Consider the following 3,847-nt stretch of genomic DNA (forward strand, 5'->3'; position numbering starts at 1 on the left):
CCCAGCAGCAGGGCAAAGGGGACCATCAGCCAGGTGAACATGGTGTTAAAGAACGGCTCCCCCACCGAAATGCTGCCCAGCCCCAGCTGTTTGTGCACCAGCGGCAGCAGGGTGCCCAGCAGCACCACCAGCATGGCGGCCATCAGCAGGACGTTGTTGCCGAGCAGCAGCGACTCGCGCGACCACAGCGTGTTGTTCACCCGCGAACGCACCCTGTGCCCGCGCACGGCGAACAGCAGCAGCGAGCCGCCGGTGACCAGCACCATAAAGGCGAGGATAAACATTCCGCGCGCCGGGTCGGAGGCGAAGGCGTGCACCGACACCAGCACCCCGGAGCGCACCAGGAAGGTGCCCAGCAGGCACAGCGAGAAGGCGCAGATGGACAGCAGCAGCGTCCACGCCTTAAAGCCGGCGCGCTGTTCGGTGACCGCCAGCGAGTGCAGCAGGGCGGTGCCCGCCAGCCACGGCATAAAGGAGGCGTTCTCCACCGGGTCCCAGAACCACCAGCCGCCCCAGCCCAGCTCGTAGTAGGCCCACGCCGAGCCGAGCACGATGCCCAGCGTCAGGAACACCCACGCCGCCAGCGTCCACGGGCGGGCAAAACGGGTGAACGCGCTGTCCAGACGCCCGCTCAGCAGCGCGGCGATGGCGAAGGCGAAGGCCACCGAGAAGCCGACATAGCCCATGTACAGCAGCGGCGGGTGGAAAATCAGCCCCGGGTCCTGCAGCAGCGGGTTCAGGTCGCGCCCCTCCACCGGAAAGGCCGGCAGCGTGCGGGCGAACGGGCCGGAGGTGAACAGGATGAACGCCAGAAAACCGGCGCAGACCATCCCCATCACCGCCAGCACCCGGGCGACGATATCCGCCGGCACCCGCCGGCTGAACACCGCCACCGCCAGGGTCCAGCCGCTCATCAGCAGCACCCACAGCAGCAGCGAGCCCTCGTGCGCTCCCCAGGTGGCGGCCACCCGGTACCACACCGGCAGCTGCGTGTTCGAGTTGCCGGCGACATAGGCCACGGTGAAGTCGTTAACCACAAAGGCGTGCACCAGCACGAAAAACGCGCCCGCCACGCAGATAAACAGCAGCCAGGCGAACACCCCGGCCGACGCCATCATCCGCGCGTCGCCGCGCGCCACGCCCCACAGCGGGTAAACGGACAGCAGCAGCGCCACGCCGAGCGCCAGGCACAGCAGCGCGTGGCCGTATTCAGGCATCATGATGAGGTGTCCTTATCAGCGCGTTGCGGGCGGCGGTGGTTTTCCTGCATCGCCTTTTCCACTTCCGGCGGGGTGTAGTTCTCGTCATGCTTGGCCAGCACCTCGTGCGCCAGGACGTGGTTGCCCTTCTCCAGGGTGCCCTGCACCACCACCCCCTGCCCCTCGCGGAACAGGTCCGGCAGTATCCCTTCATAGCTCACCGTCACCGACCCCTCGGCGTCGTAGAGGCTGAAGTTCACCTTCAGCGAGTCCGGGTCGCGCCTGACGCTGCCGGGCATCACCATCCCGCCGACGCGCAGGCGCTGGCCCGCCGCCGGCAGCTGCTGCGTCTCGCGCTTGCCGTAGAGAATTTCGCCGGGGGTATAGAACAGGTCGATATTCGCGCGCAGCGCGTACAGGACCAGGGCGGTGGTCAGCCCCAGGCCCGCCAGCACCGCGCAGACCACCCGTAACCGGTTTTTACGTCGCAGGTTCACGCGGCCTCCTGTTGCGCCTGTGCGGCACGCATCCGCGCCTCGCGCGCCCGCTGCTGCGCCACGCCGCGCAGAATGGCCCGGCGCTGCAGCACCGTGTGCAGCGCCAGCAGCGCCAGCGGCGCCACGGTCATCGCCACCGCCAGCCAGACAAAAAAGGCGTACCCGCCCATGGCGAAAAAATCGCTCCACGATGAAAATGCCGGACTCACCGGTGCCCCCTTTTCAGTATCAGTTCGCTCACCCACGGGCGGCGTTTTTCCATCAGTAAAATCAGGTTGCGCATCCGCATCAGCGACAGCGTCATAAAGAGCAGCAGGAAGCCGGCGATGGCCCAGCGCAGCGGCGAGCGCATCGCCGGGTCGATACTCTGCTGCATCCGCGTCGAGCCCTGGTGCAGGGTGTTCCACCACTCGACGGAATAGTGGATAACCGGCAGGTTCACCACGCCGACCAGCACCAGAATGCCCGCCGCGCGCCCGGCCATTTTACGGTCGTCAAAGGCGTGCCACAGGGCGATGACCCCGGCGTAGAGAAACAGCAGCACCAGCTCCGAGGTCAGGCGCGCGTCCCACACCCACCAGGTTCCCCACATCGGTTTGCCCCATGCCGCGCCGGTGACCAGCGCGATGAAGGTGTACACCGCCCCCACCGGCGCCATCGCCGCGACGGCAAGGCTGGCCATTTTCATCTGCCAGACCAGCCCGGTAAACGCCGCCACCGCCATCGCCGCATAGATACCCATTGACCAGATGGCCGCCGGGACATGCAGGTACATAATGCGGTAGCCCTCCCCCTGCTGGTAGTCCGCCGGGGCGAAACCAAAGCCCCGGACCCAGCCGGTGGCCAGCGCGATGATGCCGGCTGCCGCCAGCCACGGCACGAGCCTGCCGCAAATCTGATACAGCCGGGGCGGCGCCGCCAGCTGATGAAGGGTTTTCCACATAGTCGTCACCTGACCTCCTGAAACCAGTAAAATGTCCGTCGCGCCGGGGCGCTACTGCACGCTGAGGCGCAGCGCCGCTGCGGTGGCGAACGGGCTTAACGTCGCGCTGCCCGCCAGCAGCGCCCCCAGCACCGCCAGATAGCCGTCAGCGGGTAAATGCATCGATGCCGCGTCCATCGCCGCGGCGGCGAAAATCAGCACCGGGACACTCAGCGGCAGCACCAGAATGCCCAGCAGGACGCCGCCGCGCCGCAGGCCGGCCGTCAGCGCAACGCCCGGCGCGGCGAGAAACCCCAGCGCCGGCGTGCCGAGCAGCAGCGTCAGCGCCATGATTTTCCAGCCGTACACGTCCATCCCCAGCAGCAGCGCCACCAGCGGGGAGAGCATAATCAGCGGCAGGCCGGTCACCGCCCAGTGGGCCAGCACCTTCGCCAGCACCACCGCCGGCAGCGGCACCGGCAGCAGCATCAGCTGCTCCAGGCTGCCGTCCTGCAGGTCGTCGCGAAACAGCCGCTCCAGCGCCAGCAGCGAGGCCAGCAGCGCCGCCACCTGGATGATGCCCGGCGCGATACGCGCCAGCAGCTGCGGCTGCGGCCCGACGCTTAACGGAAACAGGGTGATGACCATCAGGAAGAACCACAGCGGGCCGGCGATGTCCGCGCCGTGGCGGAACGCCACGCGCAGTTCGAGACAGAAGACACGCCACATCACAGCCCTGCCCCCCCGCCGGTCAGCGCCAGGCGGCGGACGGTGTCCGCGGCCCCCGGCAGCGGCTGGTGGGTGGTGAGAATGACCATCCCGCCCTGCGCCGTGTGCGCCGCCATCCGCCGGGTGAGGCGCGCCACGCCGTTAACGTCAATGGCGGTGAACGGCTCGTCGAGCACCCACAGCGCGGCGCGGGTCAGCCACAGGCGGGCCAGCGCCACCCGGCGCTGCTGTCCGGCCGAGAGCCGGGCAACCGGCACGTCCTCAAATCCCGCCAGACCGGCCTGCGCCAGCGCCTCCGGGAGGCGCGCGCCGTCGCCGGGGTGGAAGAAGTGCAGGTTCTCCCGCGCCGTCAGGCGGGTTTTTATCCCCGGCTGGTGCCCTATCCACAGCAGGCCGGAATGGAAGCTGTCGCGCACGCGGCGCAGGGGCTCGCCCTGCCAGTACACCTCCCCGCCGTCCGGGCGCGCCAGCCCGGTCAGCAGGCGCAGCAGGGTGGTTTT

The 3,847-nt window shown here is 68.5% G+C and carries 6 protein-coding genes; all 6 read right to left on the bottom strand.

The window, feature by feature from the left end:
- Positions 1-1,220, bottom strand: a 1,220-nt coding sequence (locus J4645_RS22015; protein WP_208209013.1) for a heme lyase CcmF/NrfE family subunit, incomplete at its 3' end; no start/stop codon positions are given.
- Positions 1,217-1,696, bottom strand: coding sequence for a cytochrome c maturation protein CcmE (ccmE, locus tag J4645_RS22020; protein ID WP_001053598.1), 480 nt, complete (start codon positions 1,694-1,696; stop codon positions 1,217-1,219). The genes ccmE and J4645_RS22015, both read right to left, overlap by 4 nt.
- A complete protein-coding gene (gene ccmD, locus J4645_RS22025; RefSeq protein ID WP_000074110.1) occupies positions 1,693-1,905 on the bottom strand; it encodes a heme exporter protein CcmD in 213 nt (70 codons plus the stop codon). Before ccmD ends, ccmE begins: the two co-directional genes overlap by 4 nt.
- Positions 1,902-2,639, bottom strand: coding sequence for a heme ABC transporter permease (locus J4645_RS22030; protein WP_017442047.1), 738 nt, complete (start codon positions 2,637-2,639; stop codon positions 1,902-1,904). The genes ccmD and J4645_RS22030 overlap by 4 nt, the downstream gene beginning before the upstream one ends.
- 51 nt (positions 2,640-2,690) lie before the next feature.
- A complete protein-coding gene (ccmB, locus tag J4645_RS22035; protein WP_000990028.1) occupies positions 2,691-3,350 on the bottom strand; it encodes a heme exporter protein CcmB in 660 nt (219 codons plus the stop codon).
- Positions 3,347-3,847, bottom strand: a 501-nt coding sequence (gene ccmA, locus J4645_RS22040) for a cytochrome c biogenesis heme-transporting ATPase CcmA (protein WP_053259112.1), incomplete at its 5' end; no start/stop codon positions are given. The genes ccmA and ccmB, both read right to left, overlap by 4 nt.

The organism is Salmonella sp. 32082101201600294FB01SM01, assembly GCF_017572865.1.
GTDB classification, from domain to species: domain Bacteria; phylum Pseudomonadota; class Gammaproteobacteria; order Enterobacterales; family Enterobacteriaceae; genus Salmonella; species Salmonella enterica.